The 23,233-nt window shown below is 61.3% G+C and carries 19 protein-coding genes; 8 read left to right on the top strand and 11 right to left on the bottom strand.

Translation table 11 applies throughout. The annotated features are described in order from the left end of the window. Positions 1–3 precede the first annotated feature (3 nt). From AUL36_RS10240 to tpiA, 3 genes are all read right to left on the bottom strand, one after another. Positions 4–1,632 (bottom strand): CTP synthase, encoded by a 1,629-nt coding sequence (locus tag AUL36_RS10240; RefSeq protein WP_058598362.1) that lies wholly within the window; start codon positions 1,630–1,632, stop codon positions 4–6. A 105-nt stretch (positions 1,633–1,737) separates the two neighbouring features. Then, positions 1,738–2,337: a preprotein translocase subunit SecG gene (gene secG / locus AUL36_RS10235; RefSeq protein ID WP_062220238.1), complete on the bottom strand. Its 600-nt coding sequence runs from the start codon at positions 2,335–2,337 to the stop codon at positions 1,738–1,740. A 77-nt stretch (positions 2,338–2,414) separates the two neighbouring features. Then, a complete protein-coding gene (gene tpiA, locus AUL36_RS10230; RefSeq protein ID WP_062220236.1) occupies positions 2,415–3,194 on the bottom strand; it encodes a triose-phosphate isomerase in 780 nt (259 codons plus the stop codon). 147 nt (positions 3,195–3,341) lie between these two features. Here tpiA and AUL36_RS10225 point away from each other — a divergent pair, with 147 nt between their 5' ends. The 6 genes from AUL36_RS10225 (at position 3,342) to lexA (ending at position 9,555) form a co-directional block, all read left to right on the top strand. Further along, positions 3,342–5,228 (top strand): SurA N-terminal domain-containing protein, encoded by a 1,887-nt coding sequence (locus AUL36_RS10225; protein WP_062220234.1) that lies wholly within the window; start codon positions 3,342–3,344, stop codon positions 5,226–5,228. Further along, positions 5,225–6,256, top strand: a complete 1,032-nt coding sequence (gene trpD, locus AUL36_RS10220; protein ID WP_062220233.1) for an anthranilate phosphoribosyltransferase — start codon at positions 5,225–5,227, stop codon at positions 6,254–6,256. Before AUL36_RS10225 ends, trpD begins: the two co-directional genes overlap by 4 nt. Continuing rightward, a complete protein-coding gene (gene trpC, locus AUL36_RS10215) occupies positions 6,253–7,062 on the top strand; it encodes an indole-3-glycerol phosphate synthase TrpC (protein WP_062220231.1) in 810 nt (269 codons plus the stop codon). The genes trpD and trpC overlap by 4 nt, the downstream gene beginning before the upstream one ends. Next, on the top strand, positions 7,059–7,541 hold the full coding sequence (moaC, locus tag AUL36_RS10210; protein WP_062220229.1) for a cyclic pyranopterin monophosphate synthase MoaC: 483 nt from the start codon (positions 7,059–7,061) through the stop codon (positions 7,539–7,541). The genes trpC and moaC overlap by 4 nt, the downstream gene beginning before the upstream one ends. Continuing rightward, complete coding sequence (locus AUL36_RS10205) at positions 7,538–8,749, top strand: molybdopterin molybdotransferase MoeA (protein ID WP_062220228.1); 1,212 nt, start codon at positions 7,538–7,540, stop codon at positions 8,747–8,749. Before moaC ends, AUL36_RS10205 begins: the two co-directional genes overlap by 4 nt. Positions 8,750–8,820: 71 nt before the next feature. Then, positions 8,821–9,555, top strand: a complete 735-nt coding sequence (gene lexA, locus AUL36_RS10200) for a transcriptional repressor LexA (protein WP_062220225.1) — start codon at positions 8,821–8,823, stop codon at positions 9,553–9,555. Here the strand turns inward: lexA and AUL36_RS10195 are convergent. Beyond that, positions 9,536–11,809, bottom strand: coding sequence for a ComEC/Rec2 family competence protein (locus tag AUL36_RS10195; RefSeq protein WP_210168850.1), 2,274 nt, complete (start codon positions 11,807–11,809; stop codon positions 9,536–9,538). The genes lexA and AUL36_RS10195 overlap by 20 nt on opposite strands. A 133-nt stretch (positions 11,810–11,942) precedes the next feature. Between AUL36_RS10195 and gltX the strand changes: the two genes are divergently transcribed. Beyond that, complete coding sequence (gltX, locus tag AUL36_RS10190; RefSeq protein WP_062220222.1) at positions 11,943–13,367, top strand: glutamate--tRNA ligase; 1,425 nt, start codon at positions 11,943–11,945, stop codon at positions 13,365–13,367. 285 nt (positions 13,368–13,652) lie between these two features. After that, positions 13,653–14,939, top strand: coding sequence for a citrate synthase (gltA, locus tag AUL36_RS10185; protein ID WP_058598373.1), 1,287 nt, complete (start codon positions 13,653–13,655; stop codon positions 14,937–14,939). Positions 14,940–14,968: 29 nt separating this feature from the next. Here the strand turns inward: gltA and lpxB are convergent, their stop codons facing one another. From lpxB to rseP, 7 genes are all read right to left on the bottom strand, one after another. Then, positions 14,969–16,144 (bottom strand): lipid-A-disaccharide synthase, encoded by a 1,176-nt coding sequence (gene lpxB / locus AUL36_RS10180; protein ID WP_062220220.1) that lies wholly within the window; start codon positions 16,142–16,144, stop codon positions 14,969–14,971. After that, positions 16,141–17,025 carry an LpxI family protein gene (locus AUL36_RS10175; RefSeq protein ID WP_244497097.1) on the bottom strand — a complete coding sequence of 295 codons (885 nt, stop codon included), beginning with the start codon at positions 17,023–17,025 and terminating at the stop codon, positions 16,141–16,143. Before AUL36_RS10175 ends, lpxB begins: the two co-directional genes overlap by 4 nt. After that, positions 17,022–17,831, bottom strand: coding sequence for an acyl-ACP--UDP-N-acetylglucosamine O-acyltransferase (gene lpxA / locus AUL36_RS10170; RefSeq protein WP_062220216.1), 810 nt, complete (start codon positions 17,829–17,831; stop codon positions 17,022–17,024). Before lpxA ends, AUL36_RS10175 begins: the two co-directional genes overlap by 4 nt. 3 nt (positions 17,832–17,834) lie before the next feature. Next, the gene (gene fabZ, locus AUL36_RS10165; protein ID WP_058635417.1) at positions 17,835–18,302 is read right to left on the bottom strand and encodes a 3-hydroxyacyl-ACP dehydratase FabZ; all 468 of its coding nucleotides are present in this window, start codon (positions 18,300–18,302) and stop codon (positions 17,835–17,837) included. Beyond that, entirely contained in the window at positions 18,295–19,353 is a 1,059-nt protein-coding gene (gene lpxD, locus AUL36_RS10160; RefSeq protein WP_062220214.1) for a UDP-3-O-(3-hydroxymyristoyl)glucosamine N-acyltransferase, read from the bottom strand. Before lpxD ends, fabZ begins: the two co-directional genes overlap by 8 nt. Positions 19,354–19,375: 22 nt before the next feature. Next, positions 19,376–21,820 carry an outer membrane protein assembly factor BamA gene (gene bamA / locus AUL36_RS10155; RefSeq protein ID WP_058598377.1) on the bottom strand — a complete coding sequence of 815 codons (2,445 nt, stop codon included), beginning with the start codon at positions 21,818–21,820 and terminating at the stop codon, positions 19,376–19,378. A 200-nt stretch (positions 21,821–22,020) separates the two neighbouring features. After that, complete coding sequence (rseP, locus tag AUL36_RS10150; protein WP_062233273.1) at positions 22,021–23,160, bottom strand: RIP metalloprotease RseP; 1,140 nt, start codon at positions 23,158–23,160, stop codon at positions 22,021–22,023. Positions 23,161–23,233: the final 73 nt, after the last annotated feature.

The raw sequence follows: 23,233 nt of genomic DNA, 5'->3' as shown, positions 1-23,233 counted from the left end.
GGCTCAAACGAGGCGGGAGCGTTCCACCGCTGCGCCGATGAACGAGGCGAAAAGCGGGTGAGGCTCGAACGGGCGGGATTTCAGTTCGGGATGATACTGGACACCGATGAACCACGGATGATTCGGGAGCTCGACGGTTTCCGGCAGGAGACCATCTGGCGACATGCCTGCAAAGCGCAGACCGGCCTCCTCCAGCCGAGCCCGATAGGTCCGGTTCACCTCATAGCGGTGGCGATGACGCTCCTCGGCAAGCGTGTCGCCGTAGATTTGCGCAATACGCGAATCTGGCGCGAAGCAGGCTTTGTAGGCGCCCAGGCGCATGGTCCCACCGAGATCGCCCTCGACGGCCCGCTGCTCAAGCTCGTTGCCCTTCATCCATTCGGTCATGATGCCGACGACGGGTTCGTTCGTCGGGCCGAACTCGGTCGATGCCGCGTCTTCGATCCCAGCCAGGGATCGAGCGGCTTCGATCACCGCCATCTGCATACCGAAGCAGATGCCGAAGTATGGCACATTGTGCTCGCGGGCGAACTTGGCGGCGAGGATCTTGCCCTCCGATCCACGTTCGCCGAAACCACCTGGCACAAGAATACCGCTGACCCGCTCCAGATACGGCGTCGGGTCTTCCTTTTCGAAAACCTCCGACTCGATCCAATCGAGCTTGACGCGAACCTTGTTGGCGATGCCGCCATGCTGCAAGGCTTCGATCAGCGACTTATAGGCATCCTTCAGGCCGGTGTATTTGCCGACCACGGCGATCGTCACCTCGCCCTCGGGATGAGCGATGCCTTCGACAACCTGATGCCAGCGGTCGAGCTTGGGCTTCGGTGCTGGGTCGATACCGAAAGCAGCAAGCACTTCGGTGTCGAGGCCTTCCTGGTGGTAGGCGATCGGAACATCGTAAATGGTCGCGACGTCGAGCGCCTGAATCACGGCGCTTTCGCGAACATTGCAGAACAGGCTCATCTTGCGCCGCTCTTCGCGCGGGATGGGTCGATCGGCGCGCACGAGCAAGATGTCTGGCTGGATGCCGATGGAGCGAAGCTCCTTGACCGAATGCTGCGTCGGCTTGGTCTTCAACTCGCCGGCCGTCGGAATATACGGCATCAAGGTCAGATGCACGTAGACCGCGCCGCCTCGAGGCAGATCGTTGCCGAGCTGACGGATGGCTTCCATGAAGGGCATGGCTTCGATGTCGCCAGCCGTTCCGCCTATCTCGCAGAGAACGAAATCGTAGTCTTCGTTGCCTTCGACCACGAAGGCCTTGATGGCATCGGTGACATGGGGGATCACCTGCACTGTCGCGCCGAGAAAGTCTCCGCGCCGCTCCTTGGCGATCAGTTCCTGGTAGATCCGCCCGGTGGTGACATTGTCCATCCGGTTCGCGGAGCGACCTGTGAAGCGCTCGTAGTGACCCAGGTCCAGATCCGTTTCCGCGCCGTCGTCGGTCACGAAGACCTCGCCGTGCTGCGTCGGACTCATCGTGCCCGGATCGACATTCAGATAAGGGTCAAGCTTTCGAAGGCGCACGCGATAGCCGCGTGCTTGCAGAAGTGCGCCGAGGGCTGCCGAAGCAATGCCCTTTCCCAAAGAGGAAACCACGCCGCCGGTGATGAAGATATATCGCGCCATGGGCCTTCCCGATACGCTTTCGATGAGGATTCGGCCAGTCGAAAAATTGGCCTGAAACGAAATGGGGCGCCGAAGCGCCCCAACGATTTGATTGAGCGAGCGAGCTTACTGAGCCGGCGCGTTGGAGGTGCCGCCCGAAGCCGCGCCGTCTGTGGCGGCCGGAGACGGAGCCTCGACCGACGGAACGGTTGGCTGGGAGCTTGCATTCGGGGCCTGCGGCGCCGGATTGGCCGGAATTTGCTGGACAGGCGCCGAGCCTGCGCCGGTCGGCACGCCACCGCTATTCTGCGGAACGGCTGCAGGCGTTGCCGCTGGTGCAGTCGATCCCGCAGCCGAGCCTCCGGTGGGGACGCCCGAGTTGCTGTTGTTGGTCTGATCCGGAAGGCCGCCCAGCTGATCTAGAAGCGAGCCATTTGCCGCGGGTGCAGCGCCGGGCGCCGTCTGGCCGGCCGGCACGCGGTTCAGAATATCCAGCGGATCACTTCCGTAGCGAGCCATGATGGCGAGCGCCATGGATGTGATGAAAAACAGTGTCGCCAGAATGGCCGTGGTGCGCGTCAGCATGTTGGCGGCACCGCGTGCCGTCATCAAGCCGCCGCCACCCCCGCCCATTCCGAGCGCGCCGCCTTCGGAGCGTTGAAGAAGAACGACCACCACGAGCGCGAGGACGATCAAGAGATGGATGACGATCAAGACAGTCTGCATGGGCTTCGCGCAATCGTTCAGGAGTTGGGCGCCTTCTATAGGACGCCCCCATATATTCCAACCTTATTCCGCAACGCCTATCGGTAGTTGCGGGCCGCCTCGCAGATGGCAAGAAAATCCTGCGCTTTCAAGCTGGCGCCACCCACAAGCGCCCCATCCACATCTTCGACGGACAGAAGCGATGCCGCGTTGGTGGGCTGAACCGAGCCGCCATAGAGAAGTCGCAGGCTGGTTCCGATCTCTTGGCCGAACCGCTCCACCAAGCGACGGCGCAGATGCGAGTGGACCTCTGCGACATCTCCGGCCGATGCGGTCTTGCCGGTCCCGATCGCCCAGATCGGCTCGTAGGCAATGATCGTGTTCCCGGCGGTGACGTCGTCATGAAGCGAGTTTTCGAGCTGGCGCTCAAGGACGCGTAGCGCTTCCCCCGCTTCGCGTTCCTCCAGCGTTTCGCCAATACAGACAATGGCGACCAGCCCCGCGCGGTGCGCGGCCTCCAACTTGCTTCGAACGGTCGCGCAGCATTCGCTATGATCGGCACGGCGTTCCGAATGGCCGACGATCACATGCGACGCACCGGCGTCGCGCAGCATCTCGGCCGAGATGTCGCCAGTATGAGCACCCTTTTCCTTGGCATGACAATTTTGCGCGCCAACCAGGAGATCGGAATGGGCTGCGTCTCGAACGGTTCGCAGGAGCGTTGCCGGCGGACACACCAGAATATCGACCTCCCCCACGGTGGCGCTGCAGCCTTCGGAAATCTTGCGGACTTCTTCGAGCTGGCCCGACAAGCCATTCATCTTCCAGTTTCCCGCGATCAAAATCTTGCGAGCCAAGTTGTTCTCCTCCCGTCTCATTGTGAATTTCCTCCATCCCATTTCGACAGCTATCGGCGGAGATCGGGAAAATCAAACCGGCGCTTCGGCAGGATCGACTTTTCTTCTCCGTTCGGAATGCCTATTCGGGACATCGATGAGACTAGGAAGATCGGGAGTTCGCAGCGGATGCTGAACCAGATGCGTCGCGGTGCCTCGGGTTGGGTCGCCAAACTTTTGCTGGGTGGCCTCGCCGTCAGCTTCGTGGTGTGGGGTATCGCGGATGGGCTGCGGTCTCACGGCTCGGGATCGACCGTTCTGCAAGCCGGTGACATCCGGGTTTCGGTGGCGGAATACCAGCAGGCCTATCAGCAGGGGCTCAATCGCCTCGCACAGCAGCTGCAGCGTCGCCCGACGTCCGAACAAGCCGAAATGTTCGGCGTGGACCAGACCGTTCTGGCGCAATTGCGGGCCGGCGCGTTGGTCGATCTGAAAGCCGAGCACGATGGCATCGCCGTTTCCGATGAGGGATTGATCACGCTGATTCAGCGCGAGAAAGCCTTTCAAGACGCAAGCGGCCGCTTTTCGCGTGACACCATGCGGGCGGTGTTGGCAAATGCCGGTCTCAGCGAAGCCGCTTATCTCACGGATCTCAGGCGCTCGGCGGTGCGAGGGCAATTGCTCGGTGCCGTTGCGGACGACGTCGTAATCCCCAACGCCTTTGTCGATGCCTTGGGGATCTACAATGGAGAGCGGCGCACCGTTCAATATGCGGTTCTCCAGCCCCAGCCCGCTGACAGCATGTCCGATCCATCGGACGATGATCTCAGCACCTATTACACCGAGCATCAGGACACGTATCGCGCGCCCGAATATCGAGGGTTCTCCTATGTGGCTCTGACGCCGGCCACCATGGCCGAGACGGACAAGGTGACGGACGAGGAGATCGCGCGCTACTACGAGGCCAACCGCGCCCAGTTCACGACTCCCGAGCGCCGCGCCGTTCAGCAGGTCGTTTTCCCCGACCGCGCAACTGCCGACGCCGCCGCGCAAGCCATCGCATCTGGCCGTTCCCTAGCCGATGCCGCCAAGCAAGCAGGGCGCGAAGTGGCCGATCTCGGAACGATCGGTCGTGCGGCTCTTGGGAACGCGACGCTCGCGGATGCCGCCTTCGGCGCTCAGGTGGGTGTCCCGACCGCGGTCGTGGAGGGTCCGTTCGGACCCGTGATTCTGAACGTCACTGCGGTCGAGCCGGAGGTCGTGCGTCCGCTTGATGATGTTAGAGCCGACATCCGCCAGAGTCTCGCGCGCGATGCGACCAATGCGCGTATCACAAGCGCCTACAACACGATGTCGGATTCTCTGCAGAGTGGGGCTCCGCTCGCTGAGGCCGCCGAACAGGCGGGCTTGAAGGTGGTGTCGGTGCCGCCCGTATCGCGGGAAGGGGTGACGCAGGACGGCACGAAGGTCGACACGATCCCTGGCTCCCAGCAAGTCTTGGGTGCTGTCTTCACGGGTGACGAAGGCAACGATATTCCGCCGGTCAATTTCGATGGAAACAGCTACGTCTTTCTGGCACCCGGCGAAGTCATCCCTTCGCGCGAGCGTCCGCTGGATGAAGTTCGCGCCCGCGTAACAGCGGACTGGAAGCAGGACGAGGCGGTTCAAATGGCGGTCGATCGCGGCCAGTCTCTGGCCGAGCGCGTCCGCAAGGGCCAGTCCTTCGGCGACATGGCGGAAGTCGAAGGACTGTCTCTTCAGACGGCCTCGGCCGTGACGCGGCAGTCCGCTCTGCCCGTTCTGGGTGAAGCGGGGATGCGCGCAGCCTTCTCCGGGCCGCAAGGGTTCGTTGCCTCCACACCTGCGAAGGATTCCGGGCAAGTTCTGGTTCTCCAAGTGTCCGAAGTGGCGCCGCCGGCTGACCCCGCGGCCTCAGTCGCGCAGACCACGAAGACCGGATTGAGCCAGGCGCTTCGGGGTGATCTCGAACAGAGCTACATCGCCTCGCTCCAGAGCGGGGTCGATGTGACGTATAATCAGGCCGTGATCCAGCAGGCGAAGGCGAGCGTTCGATGAGCGCAGGAATGAAGCCGCTTCTGACCAAGGTCGCAGCCGGCGAGGCGCTCAATCGGGCGGAAGCGCGGGCGGCCTTCTCGATCCTGATGTCGGGCGAAGCGACGCCCTCGCAGATCGGCGGTTTCCTGATGGCGCTGCGGGTGCGTGGCGAGGTCGTGGACGAGATCGCCGGCGCGGTGGACGTCATGCGCGCCAACATGCTCCCGGTGGAGGCCCCTGGCGATGCGATCGACATCGTGGGGACGGGTGGCGATCAAGCGGGAACCTACAATGTCTCGACCTGTGCGGCCTTCGTGGTTGCAGGTTGCGGCCTGACGGTCGCCAAGCATGGCAACCGGGCGCTGTCCTCCAGGTCGGGTTCGGCGGATGTGCTGGCGGCGCTGGGTGTCAATGTCGATCTCTCGCCGCATCAGATCGGAGAGGTCATTTCCACCGCCGGCTTGGGCTTCATGTTCGCGCCCACGCATCATGCGGCTATGCGCTTTGTGGGCCCCAGCCGCGTGGAACTAGGAACCCGTACGATCTTCAACCTGCTTGGTCCTTTGGCGAATCCGGCCGGCGTCAAAAGGCTCCTGTTGGGGGTCTATTCCCGTGAATGGGTTCGCCCGCTTGCGGAGGCCTTGAACGCGTTGGGGGCCGAGAAAGCCTGGGTCGTCCACGGGGAGGGTCTGGATGAGATGACGGTGTGCGGTCGCACGCATGTCGCCAGTCTGGAACATGGCTCGATCCGCGAATGGGAACTCATGCCCGAAGAGGCGGGGCTCGCGCTCCATCCCACCTCGGACCTCATCGGCGGTGATGCGGCACATAATGCCGAAGCGCTTCGCCGTGTTCTGGCCAACGAGCCCAGCGCCTATCGGGACATCGTGCTGCTCAATGCTGCCGGTGCTCTGATCGTCGCCGATAAGGCGTCAAGTCTGGACCAAGGGGTAGCAATGGCGAAAGCCTCACTCGCCGAAGGACGAGCGGCTGAAGCGCTGGCCCGGCTCGTGACAACATCACAAGAGATCGGGAGAAGACCGTCGTGACCGACATTCTCGAAAAGATCGAAACCTACAAGCGCGAAGAAATCGCCGATGCGAAGCGCGAGATGTCCCTCGCCGCTCTCGAAAGCGTCATGCGTGACCTGCCGCCGACCCGAGGTTTTGCCGACGCGCTGCGGCGCAAGCATTCGCTCGGTCAGTTCGCGCTGATCGCGGAAGTGAAAAAGGCGAGCCCGTCCAAGGGGCTCATCCGACCTGATTTCGAGCCGGTATCGATCGCTCAGGCCTATGAGCGCGCGGGCGCTGCGTGTCTCAGTGTTTTGACCGACACTCCGTCCTTTCAGGGTGCCCCGGAATATCTGACGGCGGCACGAGGTGCGACCGCCCTGCCCGCGCTTCGCAAGGACTTTCTGTTCGATACCTATCAGGTGGCGCAGGCTCGCGCCTGGGGTGCGGACGCTATTCTGATCATTCTCGCTGCCGTGGACGATGCGCTGGCCAACGAACTGGAGTGCGCCGCGATCGAACTCGGTCTCGATGTGTTGCTGGAAGTGCATGACGAGACGGAGGCCGAACGGGCGCTCAAGCTCCGATCGTCGCTGTTTGGCGTCAACAATCGCAATCTGCGGACCTTCGAAACCGATATCGGGACGAGCGAGCGACTGGCGCGCATCGTTCCCGCTGACCGGATCGTCGTCGGTGAAAGCGCGATCAATGGTCATGAGGACTGCGTTCGGCTGGCCGCGTCCGGCATTCGGACCTTCCTCGTGGGCGAGAGCCTGATGCGGCAGGACGATGTCGAGGCGGCGACGCGCAGGTTGCTGTTTGGCGGACAGGCTCATAGCGCATGAGCGAACCATCCTTGACGCATCTCGCCGCCGATGGCTCCGCCCATATGGTGGATGTCGGCGAGAAGGCCGAAACGATCCGAACGGCCCGCGCCGAAGGGCTCGTGCTGATGAAGGCCGAAACGCTCGATCTGATTCGAGAAGGCAGCCTCAAGAAGGGCGATGTCATGGCGATCGCGCGGATCGCCGGGATCATGGGCGCAAAGAGAACCCATGATCTGATCCCTCTCTGCCATCCCCTGATGTTGGAGAAGGTGTCGGTCGAACTGGACTTCGAACCGGCTCTTCCCGGCATTCGCGTCACCGCGACTTGCCGCGTCAGTGGCAAGACCGGAATCGAGATGGAGGCGTTGACGGCCGTTTCGGTGGCTTGCCTCACGATCTACGATATGGCGAAGGCGGTGGACCGCAGCATGACCATCAGCGCTATCCGGTTGTTGGAAAAAGCTGGCGGCCGATCGGGTGCGTGGAGCGCCGAGTGAGCCTCCTTCCAGTCGAAGAGGCTTTGGCGAGGTTGCTGACGGACGCCGAACCCGTTCGGCGTATCGAGCAGGTCGGGCTCGACGCTCTGGCCGGTCGGCGTCTGGCGGGCGATCTCGTGGCTCGGCTGACGCAACCGGCCTTCGATGCCTCCGCCATGGATGGATACGCCGTTCGTGCCGACGATCTGCGCTCTGCGGCAACGGAACTTCGCGTTATTGGCGAAGCGGCTGCCGGCGCAGCCTTTGAAGGGACGGTCTCGGCAAATCAGGCCGTACGGATCTTTACCGGTGCTCCTGTACCCGCAGGGGCAGATGCCGTCGTAATCCAGGAAAACACCGAACGTCCCGACCCTTCGACTGTCATCGTGCTGGAGCCTGTGCAGCCGGGGCGCCATATCCGCCCTGCCGGCAATGACTTCCAAGCAGGTAAGCCCGTTCTGGCTGATGGAGCCGTTTTGCGCCCTGCTTCCATCGCTCTCGCGGCAAGCGCCGGATACGATTTTGTGCCCGTGCGCGCTCGCCCCCGGGTCGCGATCGTCATGACGGGCAGCGAACTGGTCTGGCCTGGCACGCGCCCTGGTCCCTCGCAGATCGTCGCGTCAAACGGTTTCGGTATTGCAGCGATCGTGGAAGCGGCGGGTGGCGACGCCATCTCCTATGGCATCGTCCCCGACGATCGAGCAGCCTTGCGACGGGTTTTCGAGAATGCCAGAGCCGAGGGAATCGACGTTTTCGTGACCATCGGCGGAGCTTCGGTCGGTGATCATGATCTTGTTGCGCCGGTCCTGCGGGAGTGCGGTGTCGAACTGGATTTCTGGAAGGTCGCCATGCGACCGGGAAAACCTCTGATGGCAGGTCGCCATGAGGCGATGCGATTCCTGGGCCTGCCCGGCAACCCGGCGTCGAGCCTCGTAACGGCGGAATTGTTTCTTCGGCCGCTCGTGGAACGTCTCGCCGGGCGCCCGTCTCGCCCCCGATACGAAACCGGAACACTCGGTGCGGCCGTTCTCGAGAATGACCATCGGGCGGACTTCATGCGCGCAACGATCGAACAAGACGACGACGGACGAACGGTCCTCATGCCGCTTGCTCGGCAGGACTCGTCGCTTCTGAGTGTCTTCGCGACCGCCGATGCCCTTTTGGTTCGTCCCCCTCATGCCGCCGCCGCCCAGCCGGGAGAAACCTGCGAGTTCGTTCGATTGACGTGATGGAGTTCCTTGCAGAACACAAACAGAACATATAGGGTTTGTTCAGGTTTTGTTTTGTCCGGATTCGCGCGATGTTGACCCGCAAGCAGCATGAATTGCTTCTCTTCATTCATGACCGTTTGCAATCGGTCGGAATTCCTCCCTCCTTCGACGAGATGAAGGAGGCTTTGGATCTGAAATCCAAATCGGGAATCCATCGTCTCATCACCGCCTTGGAGGAACGGGGCTTTATCCGGCGTCTCCCCAATCGGGCTCGGGCTTTGGAAGTCCTGCGCCTGCCGGACTCCCTGAGTGGCAAGGATTCGAACGGCGGTTTGGCGGTACCGACGGCGTCGGAAGCGTCGATCTCGCGGCAAGTGATCCCTCTTCCGAAGCGTGCCGGAATCGAGCCGGTCCTGGCGAGAGCGGAACCGGCCAATGATTCGATGCCCGTACCGGTCATGGGACGCATTGCTGCAGGCGTTCCCATTTCTGCGATCCAACAAAACAGCCGGTCCATCGCCCTCCCGGTCGAGATGTTCGGCTCCGGTGAACACTACGCCCTGGACGTCAAAGGCGATTCGATGGTCGATGCGGGCATTCTGGACGGAGACACGGTTCTGATCCAGCGTTCTGAGACGGCGACAGCGGGCGAGATCGTCGTGGCTCTGATCGACGACGAAGAGGCGACGCTCAAGCGCTTTCGTCGGCGAGGCTCCGTCGTGGAATTGGAAGCCGCCAATCCTGCCTATGAGACGCGTGTTTTGGAAGCGGGCCGGGTCAAGGTTCAAGGGCGTCTTGTCGGGCTCATTCGGCGCTATCACTAGAACGATGAGGTAACCCGACCTGCCCGGGTTCGGAGCGCTGGTTTCGCCTTTCGCTTTCCGGCCATGGGGCCGATCGATGCACGTTCCATTCGTTGAAGGGCTGAGCGATCGAGGGTTGAAGGGTCCATTGCGCTCCGTTTGCGGAGGGAAGCAAAAGAGCGCCGGTCTGCCGGAGAGTGCGAAGCGTGACGAGCTTCGCGCCGGAACGGCACGACGTCATGCGGGGCGCTCGCGCCATCACGGCGATGTCGGCACTGTCGCAAAGCTCTCCCATACGTTCCAGTTTGTCGCTCCATGCGATGCGGAGGCCTGACCGCGATGTCGCGCGGCAGATATCGCCTGAACACTCGAACTGCTTCCGAGGGGTACGAGACGGTGGCAATCGAAGTTGAAATGCGCGTTGCCATTGATCGTGGATGAAGCGATTGGGCCGCTTGCGCAGATCAATGGTCGATCCATCCTGGCCGATCACCGCGATATCCCGAGCATCCTCCGCAATCAGAAGCTCGGGTCGATTGGTCGGTGGGATCAAGACCCAGCCGAGCGTCAATGGCAAAACGAAGAGCCAGCGCATCGCGCTCTGGCAAAATGACAGGACGAGTAAAGCCATAGTGAGGCTGAGAAGGCTTGCGAGGCCGATCTGGCCCACGGCGTAGTCCGGTAATTCTTCAGCCAGGCGTTTCGCCAGCCAGAATACGACGTCCAGCCCCCAACCGATGGGATGCAACGCCATGCTTTCCCAACCAAAGGGCATCAGGCAGACCGAAGCCAGAGCGAGCGGCATGATCCAGAACGAAAAGATCGGCGTCGCCAGAACATTGGCCACGAGGCCGAATGGAGCGGCCCGCTGAAAATGATAGACGGCATAGGGTGCGGTCGCCGCACCCGCGATCAGGGATGACAGAAACGCGCCGAGAAGCAAAAGTGCGAGTGTTCGAAAGCGAGCGTGATCGCTTGCCTTACCGTCGGACTGGTTCGACCAGCGAGAGTATGCGCCGTATGCACCCACCAGAGCGGCGGTTGCTGCGAAGGACATTTGGAACGTAGCGGTCATCAAGGCGTGCGGAGAGATCAACATCACCGCCATCGCTGCCATACCGACGTTGCGGATTGTCAGTGCAGGTCGATCCACCAGAACCGCGCCCAGCATGATGGCGATCATGATGAAGGAGCGTTCGGTGGCGGCATTGTCTCCAGCTAGTAGGAAGTAAAAGCCGGTGACCCCCAAGGCCAGGACCGCGCCGATCTTCCTCGTCTGCCATCGAAGGGCGATGGCCGGAAAAGCGGCAGCCGCGCCTCGCACAACGACCATGGTCATGCCCGCGACCAGTGCCATGTGGAACCCGGAAATCGAGAGGACATGGGCAAGACCCGTCGCACGGAGCGCGTCTTCGATGTCCTTGGGGATGCCGGCCCGTTCGCCATTGATCAAGGCCGCTGCGACGGCTCCTCGTTCGTCAGGGAGAACAGCCCGAATGCGTTCGCCGATCGCGAGACGAAGGCTTGCGACTTGGCCCATCAGGCCGCTGGGTACCGCCTCCTCCTCTTCGGAGACCTTGGGAGGGCCCAAGGAATAGCCGAACGCGCTCGTACCATCGAAAAACGGCGTGAAGGCAAAATCATAAGCGCCGGGAAAAGCTGGTCCTGCTGGCGGACTTAGCCGCACGAGCCCGGAGTAGCGGGCCCCGATGGGCAAGGGCTCGTGTCGGCTCGACACGAGAACGCGAACGCGTTGCGGCGGACGCGAAAGGGTCGGCCGCTCCGTTCGCTCGACATCGATCGTGTATCGATAGCGCCCGCGATCGTTCTGTTCCCGCAGAGTCACCACGCCGATGATGCGTGTCGTGGCATTCCCGGACAACATGACCGTTCGTGTCGTGGTCAGTTCCACCCATCCCGCACCCAGCCCCAAACCGAAGCCAAGAGGCAGGAGAAGCAGCGACCGCCTGAAAGGTTTAGCCTCGGAGAGCCTCGAAGCAAGCCAGCACAGCGCAAGAAGGGCGGGCGCGAGCCAGACAAAGGGGCGCCAGCCGCATCCATAGATCAAACCGATCGCCAGCATGGTCCCGATCGGAAGGAACGCGAAAGACGAGCGCTGCTCTTGCTCGATCTGGATTTGATCGGCCAGCCAGGATTTCAGGCGCAACAAAGAATTGCGGCTGCGCCCCCATCTCTGCTCGGAGCGCTCACCCGGCTTGTCGATCCGCAGATCCGATGTCGATGGCATCGGTGCATCAGGCGTTGTAGCCGGCACGGGCGCTCCGCCTTGAGTCCTTCTAGGTGTATGTTACACACCGAAGCACGAAAGCGCAGCCCGGTCTGTCCGGTCAGGCGCATCCCAACCGGGGCCTGCGGCGAGGTCGCGCCCCGCTTTCAAAGGCAGACGAATGACCGACCGCGTGGTGACACGTTTCGCCCCCTCGCCGACAGGCTTCCTTCACATCGGCGGCGCGAGAACGGCCCTGTTCAACTGGCTCTATGCCCGGCGCATGGGTGGCACGATGCTGCTGCGGATCGAGGATACGGACCGCGAGCGCTCCACGGACGCGGCGGTTCAGGCGATCATCGAAGGTCTCGACTGGCTCGGCCTGAAAGCCGATGGTGAGCCTGTGTCGCAGTTTGCGCGCGCTGCCCGGCATCGCGAGGTGGCGGAAGAACTGGTCGCCGCTGGCAAGGCTTATTATTGTTACGCTTCCCCCGCCGAGCTTGATGAGATGCGCGAGAAGGCGAAAGCTGAAAAGCGCCCACCGCGCTACGATGGCCGCTGGCGCGACCGCGACCCCTCGGAAGCCCCTGCCGGCGTTGCTCCTGTGATCCGCATCAAGGCGCCGCAAGAGGGCGAGACTTTGGTTCGCGATGTGGTTCAGGGAGACGTTCGTTTTCCAAACAAGGATCTGGATGATTTCATCCTGCTCCGCTCGGATGGCACCCCCACCTATATGCACGCCGTCGTCGTCGATGATCACGATATGGGTGTGACGCACATCATTCGAGGCGACGATCACCTGACGAATGCCGGACGTCAGACCTTGATCTATCAGGCGATGGGCTGGGACGTGCCCGTCATGGCGCATATCCCGCTCATTCATGGTGCGGACGGCGCCAAGCTCTCGAAGCGGCACGGTGCCTTGGGTGTCGATGCCTATCGCGGGATGGGCTACCTGCCGAAAGCGCTTCTCAATTATCTCGTGCGCCTCGGCTGGAGCCATGGCGACGACGAGGTGATGTCGATCGAGAACATGATCTCGTGGTTCGATACGGTCGACATCAACAAAGGCGCAGCTCGCTTCGATTTCGCCAAGCTGGATGCGATCAACGGCCATTGGATTCGCGGCTCGTCCGACGATGATCTCGTGGAAACCCTGATGGTGGAACGCGACCACCTGCCGAATGGCGATATTCTTCGTCAGCATGACGATGCGACCGTTCGCGCGCGGCTCGGCGCGGCCATGGCTGGGCTGAAGGAGCGAGCCAAGACGCTGGTCGAATTGACCGAAAGCTCGGCCTATCTCTTTGCCCAGCGGCCGCTTTCGCTGGATGAAAAGGCGGCCGACATTCTCACCAACGGCGGGCGCGATATCCTGCGCGATCTCTTGCCAGTCCTGAGGGAGGTGACCGACTGGTCCGCCGCCCCCTTGGAAGTCGCGATCAAGGGATTCGCCGAATCGTCGGGACTGAAACTCGGGAAGATCGCCCAGCCGCTTCGTGCCGCACTCACAGGGCGTTCCACATCCCCGGGCGTGTATGACGTCCTGGCCGTCCTCGGGCGTGAGGAAACGCTCGGACGACTTCAGGACCAGGTGTCGGCGTAAGGCGACTACAACAGGGCGCTAAAGGCCTGCCTTCGAAAGAGATGAACGCCGAAGCTCCTCTTTCAAACCGCTTTTGACGCGAGGGCGAACTGAATCGTTCGTCTTCGCGAGGCCTCTTCGAAGGCGTGGACGTTCGACGTCGAGCTGGAGCGGGTGTTGCGGCGCAAAAATGCTTTCCTCCAGAAACTTGTTCCTTAACCACCTTTCCGATACGCATTCGCACGAAGCTGGCGTTCGCCGCAGGAGCGGCCATGGGCGCCTGAGCTCGTGCAGAAGGGGTAACGCATGAATCAATCGGCGAAACTGGCCCTTGGAGACAAGAGCGCGGAGCTGACGCTCCGATCAGGAACCATCGGACCCGATGTGGTCGACATCGCGTCCCTCTATAAGAACACGGGCCTGTTCACTTACGATCCGGGCTTCACTTCGACGGCGTCCTGCGAGTCGAAGATCACCTATATCGATGGTGACGAAGGCGTGCTTCTGCATCGCGGCTATCCGATCGATCAGCTCGCGGAACGCGGTGACTTCCTGGAGACTTGCTATCTCCTTCTCTACGGCGAACTGCCGACCGCGAGCGAGCGAGCCGACTTCGTCTACCACGTGACGCGCCACACCATGGTGCACGAGCAGATGTCCCGCTTCTACACGGGCTTCCGCCGCGACGCGCATCCGATGGCCGTCATGGTCGGTTCGGTTGGCGCTCTCTCCGCTTTCTATCACGACTCCACCGACATCACCGATCCGCATCAGCGGATGGTCGCGTCGATCCGCATGATCGCGAAGACCCCGACGCTCGCCGCCATGGCCTACAAGTACCATATCGGCCAGCCATTCGTTTATCCGCGCAACGATCTGTCCTACGCGGAAAACTTCCTTCACATGTGCTTCGCGGTTCCCTGCGAGCCGTATCAGATCAACCCGGTTCTCGCGAAAGCGATGGACCGCATCTTCATTCTGCATGCCGACCACGAGCAGAACGCATCGACCTCGACGGTTCGTCTTGCCGGCTCGTCGGGGGCCAATCCGTTCGCCTGTATCGCAGCTGGCATCGCCTGCCTTTGGGGCCCCGCTCACGGCGGCGCCAACGAAGCCGCGCTCAACATGCTGGCGGAGATCGGCTCCAAGGATCGCATTCCCGAGTTCATCGCTCGCGCGAAAGACAAGAACGATCCGTTCCGCCTCATGGGCTTCGGTCACCGGGTCTACAAGAATTACGATCCGCGCGCCAAGATCATGCAGCAGACATGCCACGAAGTTCTGAACGAACTCGGCATCAAGGACGATCCGCTGCTCGAAGTCGCCATGGAACTCGAGCATATCGCGTTGCATGACGAGTATTTCATCGAGAAGAAGCTCTACCCGAACGTCGATTTCTATTCGGGCATCACGCTGAAGGCGCTCGGCTTCCCGACCACGATGTTCACCGTTCTGTTCGCTGTTGCGCGCACGGTCGGCTGGATCGCGCAGTGGAAGGAAATGATTGAGGATCCGCATCAGCGCATCGGCCGCCCACGTCAGCTCTACACGGGTGCGCCCCAGCGCGACTACCTTTCGGTCGGCGATCGCTGATCGAAGGATTAGATACGGAAACAGGCGCTTCAGGCGCCTGTTTTTTTGCCGGTCTTGCGGGTTTCGATCTCGCGAACAATAAGATCGGCGATGGTCTGGGCGGGCGGATGTTCGACCCTCATCACCTCGCGAATTTGCCTTAGCCCATCGAGTTGTGCAGCCCGCTCAGGCGTCGGCTTCATCAGCCGTTCCAGCCGTCGGGCGAGCGCTTCCGGGCGAACGAATTCATGAAAATGTTCGGGTACCAGCGGGTGGCCTGCCAGAAAGTTCGGCAACGCCGCCGTCCAACCGGTGACGAGATGGCGCAGCAGATAGGACACGGGGTCCAGCCTATACGCCAGGACCATAGGAACCCCTGCTAGGGCGAGTTCGAGCGACACGGTGCCACTGGCCGCCAAAGCCGCGTCAGCTGTCCCGAAAGCCGCCCATTTCGCCTCGTTGCCATCGAGGAGCTCGGGGCGGACAGGCCAACTCCCAAGCCGTTGCTCGATCAGATTTCTGACCCGTGGCACAACTGGAAGACTCGCGCGCAGACCGGGCATCCGCTCATGGAGCAGCTGATAGGTCCGCCCGAAATCATCCATCAAACGATGGATCTCGCCGCGCCTCGAGCCTGGCAGGATAAGGAGATGCGCTGGCTCGGAGGGCAGGCGCATCCCTGAGAAGCGTTCGCGCTCCAGAATCTCGTCCAAGCCAGGGTGGTCGAGAAGCGGATGGCCGACATAGGTCGCCGGCGGACCACCGTGCTCCGCGAGATAACGAGGCTCGAAGGGAAACAAGCTCGCAACATGATCGACAGCTTGGCCGAGGGCCTGCGCCCGGCCCGGCTTGTAAGCCCAGATCGCCGGCGGCACGACGTTGACGATGGTGGCCTCTGGCCAGCGCTTTCGAACTCGGATGGCGACGCGATTGGTGAACGTGAAGCTGTCGATCGTGATGATCGCGTCTGGCTTCTCCGCCACAAGGAACTCGACCGTCTGTCGAAGCCGGAATAGAAGTCGCGGCAGGCGAGCCAGGATGGCCCCGACACCGATGATCGAAAGTTCCTCGACATCGAAAAGGCTTTCGAGACCTTCCTTCTCGAGAGCTTTACCGCCCAGCCCCACGAGTTGCAGCGATGGGCCCAATCGCGTGCGCAAGGCTCGAGCCACCTCGCTTCCGATGCGGTCAGCCGATTCCTCGCCGAGCACGAAGGCTATCTTCATAGCCGACCGTCTTCCATGTCTTGCACCCCCAGAACGAAGAGGCCGGCGGTCTGCGCAGCGTCCGCTACCTTCTGTGGCTCAATGAGCAGCGATCGTTTGGCCGTCATGGCGATGCCGGCAATGCCCGCCGCCTCGGCTTGAGCGATGGTTTCGACGCCGATACTGGGGAGGTCGAAGCGCATATCCTGCTGTGGCTTGAACGCTTTGAACAGGACGCAAGCCTCCCCGCGGCCGATCCGCTTTCGACTTCGCAAATCCGCGACGCGAAGCAGCAGCTCCCGTGTACCTTCGATTCCCTCGAGTGCGATGATGCGGTCTTGGGAGGCAACGACGGCCTGACCGATATCGAGAAGGCCAAGACGAACGGCAGCGATTTCGGCCCGGTCGATGGCGGCTTCGTGATTGGCCACAACCGCCACATTGGTCAAGTTTCCGAGCGGAAGAAGCAGGTTCGGCATGATGGTCTGAACGCTCAGCACCTCCACTCCGCGTCGTTCAAAAACCTGCGCGACGGCGCGGAGCAGACTGTCGTCTCCGCCTTGGGTCATTCGAAAGAGCTCGGGTAGCATCTTGAGCGTCGGCCAGCTTGGCAGCATCGACCGATAATCCGGACGAACCGAGATTGTGCCGGAGAAAACAATCTTGCTCACATTCCTTCGGCGAAGATGGTCGAACACATCCCCCGTCCGGCTCCATGGCAGGGAAATGTGATCCCATCCCTCCCAGCTCCGTTGGCGTCCATCCGCTATGGCAACAATGAAGGGCTGCCATCCCAGGCGCTTCGCCTCTTCGGCAAGAAGCAAAGGAAGAGTGCCACCACCCGCGACGATTCCGAGCCGCTCAAGCGGTCGGCTAGGGCGAATGCCGTCGACTGCGCTCAAGCCGGTCGCGTGCTGCGAGGAAAGCATAAAGCGCGATCTCCGCCGGATCGGATAAATCCGAGAAGGTCTTGAACCAGCGGGTCGTCGGGATATTCCGACTCGACCTCCTCCATGTTTTCGCGGAAGGTCAGATCGTCCGAGAACAGCATACGGTAGGCTTTACGCACGTTTCGGATCGCCTCGCGACCAAACCCGGCCCGTTTCATGCCGATGACATTCAACCCCGACAGATAGGCTCGGTTGCCGAGAACCATGCCGAAGGGAATGACGTCACCCTCCACGGCCGCCAGCCCGCCGACATAGGCGTGATGGCCCACTCGCGTGAACTGATGGATGCCCGATCCGCCGGCGATGGTCGCGTAATCGCCCACGACGCAATGGCCCGCGAGCATGACGTGGTTGATCAACGTCACGTTCGATCCAACGACGCAGTCATGCGCGACATGCGAACCCGTGAAGAATGCGCAATTGTCTCCGACCGTCGTTTCCGAGCGCCCTTGAACCGTGCCAGGATTCAATGTCACATGTTCGCGAATCAGGCAATTCGCGCCGATGACGAGCCGGGTCTCCTCACCCTGATACTTTAAATGTTGGGGGTCATGCCCGATGGAAGCGAAAGGATAAATTTTCGCACCATCACCGATTTGCGTATGCCCGGCGATCACGACATGGGAACGCAGCGTCGAACCGGCGCCCAGAACGACATTCGGCCCGATATGGCAAAACGGCCCAATCGAGCATCCGACACCGATGGTTGCGCCATCTTCGACAACCGCCGTCGGATGAATGAACGTCTCATGTGCCATCGTCTAGTTCGAACCTTCCGGCACCAGCATGGCGCTGATGGTCGCCTCGGCAACCTTGGCGCCATCGACCAGAGCGACGCAATCGAATTTCCAGATATTTCCGCGCTTCTTCGACTGCGTGACGTGGTATTCGAGACGGTCTCCAGGCACCACAGGCTTTCGGAACTTGGCGTTATCGATCGTCATGAAATAAACGATCGAGCTGGCCGTTCCACCTGTGGCGAGCTGGCAAATGGCTCCGGCCGTCTGCGCCATCCCTTCGATGATCAGAACGCCTGGCATGACAGGGTAATGAGGGAAATGCCCCTGAAAATGCGGCTCGTTCGCCGTTACGTTCTTGATGCCGACAGCTCGGCGATCGGCATCGATTTCGACAATACGGTCCACCAAGAGAAACGGATAGCGATGCGGCAAAAGCTGCATCAGCTTGAGGATATCGGCGCTCTCCAAGGCAGCCGGCGTCTCACCCATCGTCACGTTCATCTCTCCGAGCCGTCTTTCCCAGTTTCTTCAACTGCGCCATTTCGCGAATCCAGTCGCGCACCGGCCGTGCCGGCGTCCCGCCCCATCGCGCACCGGCGGGCACATCACCTGCCACCACGCTGACGGCTGCGATCTGGGCTCCATCGCCGATTGTGACATGGCCGTTGACGCCGGACTGGCCGCCGATAGCCACGCCGTTTCCGATCGTTACGCTTCCCGCGATGCCGACTTGGCCGACGATCACGCAGTTTCGACCGATTGTGACGTTGTGCGCGATCTGCACAAGATTGTCGATTTTCGTGTTTTCACCAATGACCGTATCACGCACGGCCCCACGATCGATCGTCGTGTTGGCACCGATCTCGACGCCATCCTGAATGATGACCCGACCGATCTGTACGACCTTTTCAAGCCCGGCCGGTCCCGCAACATAACCGAAGCCGTCCTGGCCGATCCGCACACCAGGATGGATAACCACGGAGTTGCCGATCAGAGCATGCTGGACGGAAACGTGTGTTCCGATATAGCTATGCCGCCCGATCTGGCAGCCCTCGCCAATAATCGCGCCCGAGGCCAGAACCGTTCCCGTTCCAATGTGAGCTCTCGCGCCGACCATGGCGAAAGGTTCGATGGTCACGCCAGGCTCAAGGAATGCCGACGGATGGACCGACGCCAAGGACGAGATCTCGCCAGCGGTCAGGAGTGATGCAGGTTTCGTCGCGGTCGGAAACAAAGACCGCCCGATCTGACCGAACGCCGTTTGCGGGTGCCGGGCGACCAACACCGGGAAATGCTCGGGAATAGAGGCGGCGTGGCGCTTGGACGTAACGATCAGACCCGCGCGAGAGACTGCGAGATCCGGTGAGTAGCTGGGATTCTCATACAGCGCGACGTCGTCGGGTCCGGCCTCTTTCAAAGCCGCAACGCCCGTCACACGCCGATCGGCTATGGCGCTATCTAAGAGTTCACCGCCACATAAAGAGGCCAGCGCGGCGAGGGTATATCCCTCGCCGCGCTGAAAAAAGGAGCGTTCAATCATTTGAGACGCGAAACCCTCGCCGTTAGAACCGCGACGAGAAACCGAAGGAGAATTCCTGCACCTTGTCGTAGTTCTCCTTGGCCAACGGCACCGCGTAGTTGACGCGGAGAGGGCCGAAAGGCGACGCCCAGATCAGACCGACACCGGCCGATGCGCGCAGCGCGAATTCCTCGCCCTGAATTCCGAGCTGCCCGTCCGTATTGTCGAGGCCCCACAGAGAGCCGGCATCGGCAAAGGCCGCACCACGGAAGCCGAGGTCGCGCGAGATCAGCGGCAGCGGGAACGTCATTTCCGCCGAGGCGTTGGCATAGTTCGTACCACCAATCGCGACGCCATTCTGACGCGGACCGATACCTTGGTACTTGAAGCCGCGAACGATGTCCTGACCCTTGAAGAAGTTGTCGAAGACGCGCAGATCGTCCCCGATGGCGCTGACATTCCCCGCGCCACCGCTCAACTGACCGATGACATCATATTCTTCGGAGAGAAGGCTGAAGTAGGAGGCGCGACCCGTCGTACGGATGAACCGCGCATCGCCGCCGAGACCCGCCACTTCCTGCCCGACCTGCGCGAACACGCCGTTGCGCGGGTCGCGCTGGTTGTCCAGCGTATTGTAAGTCAGCGCGTAGGACACCGACGACGTCGAATAGGGGCTGTCGCAGATCGCCTTGTTGATGATCGGCGAGAGCGTGTAGAGAGGCGCGCTCAGTCCCGGCAGACGACCACCAATTGTCGGATCGCCGCACGTGCTGGCGAGAGCCTGGCCATTGACGAAGGCGTAGGGGAAACCGGTGAACGGGTTCGTCGTCAGACCCCTGTTGTCCCCGAATGTCTCTTCCTTGTAGTTGTACGCAATCTGCGCCGTGAGGTTCTCCGTGATCGGAGCGGCGATACGTAGCGTTCCACCCGTCCGCTTGATGTCGTAGGCGCTCGAAGACGAGTTCTCGGTGCGATACAGATCGAAGCCGGCTGCGAGGCGGCGACCCAAGAAATAGGGCTCGGTGAACGAGAGGTTGTAGTTGCGCGTGTTCTCACCGAAACCGGCCGAGACTTTCACGAACTGACCGCGACCGAGGAAGTTGCGCTCGGTGATGCCGACTTCAGCGACGGGACCAGAATTCTCGCCGCTCGTCGTGTAGCCACCGCCGACCGAGAACTCACCGGTGGACTGCTCGTCGACCTGAACCACCAGGACTACGCGATCCGGCTGGCTTCCCGGGGCCGTGGAGACATTGACCGTCTTGAAGAAACGAAGAGCTTCCAGACGCTTCTTGGCGCGCTGGACCAGAACCTGGTTGAACGCGTCACCTTCGGACACGTCGAACTCGCGACGGATGACGTAGTCGCGGGTCTTCGTGTTGCCACGAATTTCGATACGCTCGACATAGGCCCTAGGACCCTGGTCGATTACGTAGTCGATCGAAATCGTATTATTGGCGAAATCGCGATTGCCGCGCGGCGTCACCTGCGCGAATGCGTAGCCCTGATTGGCAACGGCGTTCGTCAGATCGACAAGCGTTTCTTCGACCTTCTCGGCGCTATAGGTGTCGCCCGGCTTGGTCTTCAATTGAGACTGAAGCGCCTGAGCGTCGATACCCGGAACGGTCGAGTCGATATTCACCGTCCCGTAAGTGTAGCGCTCACCTTCATCCACAGTGATCGTGATGAAGTACTTGTTCTGCGTCGGCTCCAGCTCGGCAACCGATGAAACGATCCGGAAATCCGCGAAACCGCGGTTGAAATAGAAGCGACGCAGCGCCTCCTCGTCGGCGCGCAGACGATCTTCCGCGTAGATATCGTTGCGCTGAAGGAAGCTGAAGAGACCAGATTCGCGAAGCGCGATGACTTCCTTCAGTCGGGAATCGCCGAAGGCGTTGTTCCCAACGAAATTGATCCCGCCGATCCGCGTGCGGTCACCTTCTTGGATGTCGAAAACAACGTTGACGCGATTGCCCTCGGCTGGAGCCGTGCGCACGGAAACCGTCGCGTCGGACCGACCGATCCGGACATAGGCAGCCTTGATCGCCTCGACATCGGCCTGTGCCGTTGCCGCGTTGTAGGGCGCGCGAGTCGCAGTCTGTACCGTAGCGACGAGCTGCTCGTTCTTGATCTTGTCGTTGCCTTGGAAAATGACGTCGCCGACGATCTGATTCTCGGACACATCGACGATCAGCACCCCGCCCTGCTGACGGGCGCGCACATCGGAGAACAAGCCGGTCGAGAACAGCTTGGTCACGGCCGCATCGACATCCGCGTCGCTCGCATTCCGGCCAGGCTTTATGTCGATCAGATTGCGGACCGTATCAGCATCGACGCGCTGATTGCCACGCACTTCGATGCGATTCACGGTCGCCGCTTCAGCTTCAGACAGGGTCACAAGCCCCATAGTGACGGCTGACGCAGTGAGCACGGTAGACGAGAGAGCTGCTGCAGACAGTGCGCTCAGAAGCTTCGAACCAGCCGCCATTGGCCTCGTACCCTTTTTATGTCGCCGACAACGCCGAAACCGATACGTCGGCAGGCCGTGTGTTTGTATCGGCTTTGCAGACGCATTCAACCAAACTGATCCGATTCTCTTTATGAAACGGAAAAGAGTTGCACGACCGCCACGTGGACGATCGTGATGGTGAATAGTCGACTAACCCTCTCCAAGTCCCCGATCGATCTTCAAGTGCGACCCGAAAGATCGTTCCAGAAAGCGAATACCATAAGCAGCATCACGAGCGCGAGGCCAATCCGGAAACCGAATTCCTGGACGCGCTCGCTCAGGGGTTTTCCACGCGCTGCCTCGAACGCATAAAACAGGAGATGGCCGCCATCCAGCATGGGAATCGGGAGCAGATTCAGAAGGCCGATGGAGATAGAAAGAAGGGCGGCGAGGTTCAGCAAGGGCCCGAAGCCCAGTGTCGCAACCTGGCTGGAAACCTGGGCGATCTTGATCGGTCCGCCGATCTGATCAGCTTTCTCGGCGCCACGGAAAATCCCACCAATGAACGCGACCGTCCGCTCGATCACGAACCATGTCTGTGATACACCGTAATTGAGGGCTTCAACCGGGCTGAGGTTCTCATGGCGAAACGCCGCCTGCTCGCTATTGGCAACGATCCCGATGACGGCGACCTGGTAGCTGTTGCCAAATCCATCGGTTTGGGTCTGAAGATCGGGCGTTACACTGACCGTCTTGTTCTCGCCCCCCCGTTCCAGGCCAAGCTGAATGGGTTCGCCCGCCCTCGTCGAGACGTAGCGCTGAAGGTCGCTGAAGTAACGGATGCGCTCCCCGTCGGCTGATGTTACCCGATCCCCTGGCTGGATGCCCGCGACGGCCGCCGGCGAGTTCGGGCGCACTTCCGATACGATCGGATCGCCGACGACGATGCCACTCGCGTAAGCAGTGGCTGCGAAGATCACGATGGCGAGTATGAAGTTCGCGATGGGACCGGCCGCAACCGTTGCTGCGCGCTTTCCCACGCTGGCGCTCTGAAACGCACGGGCCCGGTCTTCGGCCGACGCTTCGCGCAGGGCGGCGTCACTCGGCATACTGGCCGCGTTCTCATCTCCGAAAAACTTGACGTAGCCACCGAGAGGAATGGCACAAAGCTTCCATCTCGTCCCATGGCGATCCGTCACGCCGACAAGCTCCGGACCGAACCCGATCGAGAAGGCCATAATCTTGATGCCGGACCAGCGGCCGATCAGATAATGGCCGAGTTCGTGAAAGAAGACGATGACCGTCAGCACGAAAAGGAACGGCACGATCTTGATCAGCGCCATGTTCCAGATGGCGTCAGGCAAACTCGCGAGATCCATGTCCATGCCCTTTGTTCATCTCGTCAGGCGACGGACATAGCGCCCGCCGCTTAGCGATGTTCGCTCAACATTC

Source organism: Aureimonas sp. D3 (assembly GCF_001463805.1).
Classification (GTDB): Bacteria; Pseudomonadota; Alphaproteobacteria; order Rhizobiales; family Rhizobiaceae; genus Aureimonas; species Aureimonas ureilytica_A.
The sequence above is the reverse complement of the archived record's forward strand: the minus strand, read 5'-3'. Positions and strand labels throughout refer to the sequence as shown.